This is a genomic window from Deinococcus arboris, from assembly GCF_009755355.1.
Lineage (GTDB): Bacteria > Deinococcota > Deinococci > Deinococcales > Deinococcaceae > Deinococcus > Deinococcus betulae.
The window spans coordinates 1-2,820 of sequence record NZ_WQLB01000075.1 but is presented as its reverse complement, the minus strand read 5'-3'; the positions used below and the strand labels follow the sequence as shown (position 1 = coordinate 2,820).

Sequence of the window (2,820 nt, the reverse complement as noted above, 5' to 3'; positions counted from 1 at the left end):
TCGTGCCTGTCCTGTGCTGTGAGTTCCCGCTCAAAGCTGGCCTGGATCGATCTGAAGCTTGCCGCGCGTGATGGTTGGGCCGCTGCCTCTTGAGCGCGCGCCTTCTGATTCCATTTCCGAACCGTGAGGGGTTGGATCACTCCCCAGTAGGCGATCAACACACCTGGGATTGCCCCAAGTACGAGGCCAAGATTTCCTTCATTGAGGAACAGGCCTTCTGCCTCACTTGAAGAAATGCTCGCATCCCTGAAGCCGAGAGACCAAGTGATCTCAGCGACCTCGTCATGAAGACTCGGAATGAACTGAAAGAACTGACTGGCCACCAGATTGCTGAGGACCAAGAAGAGGGGGCACAGGGGGATAAACAGTGCCCAGGCCAAGCATGAGCCCCGCTCGCTTCGCGCTGTCAGGACGATCCAGTAAAACAGCAGCAGCGTCAGAAGAGAAAAAACAATGACACCATAGGCAAAGCCGGCGATTCCTTCAGTCATAGTGGCGTCTCATCGCGACTCCAGTTGGTTATACCAGCGCAACTGTCAGGAGGGTGTCCTGGAATGAGGAAAAGTCCACTTCAGACGAGCGTGCCAGTGGTGCTCCGATAGCCCCCGGTGCTTTCTGTGGTGACGCGAATCCCTCCTTTGAACGTGTCCCGCACCAGTTCAGCGGCCTCTTTCTGGATGGCTGCCGCCTGGCGCTGAGCCTCTGCTGCTTCCCGAAGGCCCCACACCCCCTCAAGCAGCGGGGTGGCCAGCGCGAACTGAATGGGTTCGGGCAGGGTGCTCAGGCCAGTGGTGTCCACACCCCGGGTCATGCTGGGGTCCACCTTCACCCCCAGGTTGTCGCGCAGCCGGTCCAAGCCGGGCTGAAGCCGCTGGCCAGCACCCGTGATGAACTGTTCGGCCCGCCCTAATCCTCTCTCAAATTCCGAGATGGCGGCGTCATCGTCTGCGGTGCTGTCGGTCTTTGCCGCGTCGGTGAGGGCCTTGATGCCCGGCGCCAGGATTTCTTTCAGGGCGTCGTTGAAGATGGCTTCAATCAACCCGTCCACCACGCCGCTGTAGGCGGACTCGCGGAAGGTGTTGCTGAAGTTGCTCCAGTCCCCGGTCATGAGCGCCTGCTTCATGCCGTTCTTGATGCCGCCCAGCACACCGCTCTCAATCGCCTGCGCGATCTTCAGGCCGAACTCGTCTAATTCTTGCTTCACCTCTGGTCCGCCGCCGAAGGTATCGGCCAGCCAGCCCCGGCTGCGCACGAACGTCTTGGCGTAATCGTCACCCCTGATCAGGGTGAAGCGCTTGTTGAAATCCTCGCGCATCTTGTCCGCTTGCTGGTAAGCCTTCTGGAATCCAGCAATGGCGTCCACCAGCCCCGTCACCACCTTGATGGCCGCCCCGATGTAGTTGCCACTGATCAGATCCTTGGCCACATCCGCGCCCAACTGCAGCGCCTTGCCCAGCCCCGCAATGTTCGCCCCCACGTCGCCGCCCAGGCTGTTCCCGATGGTGCTCAGGCCCGCCCCGATCTGGCCGGCCATGTCGGCCCACTCGCTCAAGCCCTTCTTCTGGACGGTCTCGCCCTGCAGCTTCTTCCACTTCACGATCAGCGCGTCGATCTCCCCGGCCAGCTCGGGCGCCGTGGCCTTCAGCGCTTCCAGGCCCTGCAGCTGGGCGGCGTAGGGGTCACCCGATTGCCCCATCGCCTCGTTCAGGTCCCGCTGGCTTTGGGCCAACTTGCTCAGCACATCGGCAGTGATGACAGCGTTGTCGGCCGCCGTTTTCGCATTCGCCGCGTCCCGTGCCTGGGTCAAACGGTTAATGGCGTCGGTGACCGCGTTAATGGCTTCAGCGGCATCTTCCCCGTTCTCGGCCGCCGCATAGAGGTCAGTCAGCGTGCCTTCGAGGACGTCCAGCGCTTCCGAGTACTGGCCCTGGCCGGCCAGGTCGTCAGCGGCCTTCACCGCATCCGCGCCAAACCGCGTGTTGCCGCCGGTCAGCAGGTCATCCAGCCCGGCCTGCTCTCCGGCTTCGCGCGCGGCCGTCAGCCGATTGATCGCTTCGGTGACCAGGTTGATGCCCTCAGCAGCGTCCTCGCCCCGATCAGCCGCGGCCCAGAGGTCGGTCAGGGTGCCGTTGAGCGTGTCCAGGGCACTGTCTACGTCTTTCTCAGCCAGACCATCGGCGGCTTCAATCGCAGACCTGGCCTGATCGGCATGGCCCTGGCTTTCCAGATCCAGGCGGGCCACCAGCTTGGCCCGCAGGGTGTCGAACTCCGGCGCGTCGGTCAGGCGACCCAGCAGGAAGCGCGCCAGGTTGGCCCCCATGTCGCCCACCTCGGGGTCAGTGGCCAGCTCTTCAAAGCGGGCCCAGAAGGCCTCCCGCCCTTCGGTCCCCAGGTCTGTGAAGGCGTCGCTGACCGTGGCTAGCAGCGCCGCCGTCAACTTGCCGCCAATGGTCTGCGGCTGATTGAACACCCGGTCCAGAAGGTTCGCGGTAGCCACGCCTGCCTGGCTCTGCTCCAGCGTGACGCTGCCGTCTGAGGGCAGCTCTGGGTTCAGGTTCTGGCGTGCCTGTTCCAGGGCGCGCTTGCCCCGGTACTGGACGGCCGCCGGCGACTGGCCGCCCAGATCGGCTTCCAGGGCGTCGAGGTTCTCCAGTACGTATTTAGCAGCCGCGCCCGCTTGCCCACCTGTGCGGGCGATTTCTTCGAGCAGTTGCACATACCCGGACTGCCGGGGGTCCAGGTCCTGGCCCACCAGTTCGGCCAGCATGCCGGTCAGCATCGGCACCGTGGTCTTGGCGTCTTCAGTTTGCTGTGCTTCTA

Annotated in this window: 2 protein-coding genes; both read right to left on the bottom strand. The window is 63.4% G+C overall.

Features of this window, described 5'->3' with window-relative positions; all coding sequences use genetic code 11:
- Positions 1-491, bottom strand: a 491-nt coding sequence (locus GO986_RS22365; protein ID WP_198170945.1) for a hypothetical protein, incomplete at its 3' end; no start/stop codon positions are given.
- An 80-nt stretch (positions 492-571) separates the two neighbouring features.
- The coding region (locus GO986_RS22730; protein WP_198170943.1) for a coiled-coil domain-containing protein at positions 572-2,820 on the bottom strand (2,249 nt) is incomplete at its 5' end.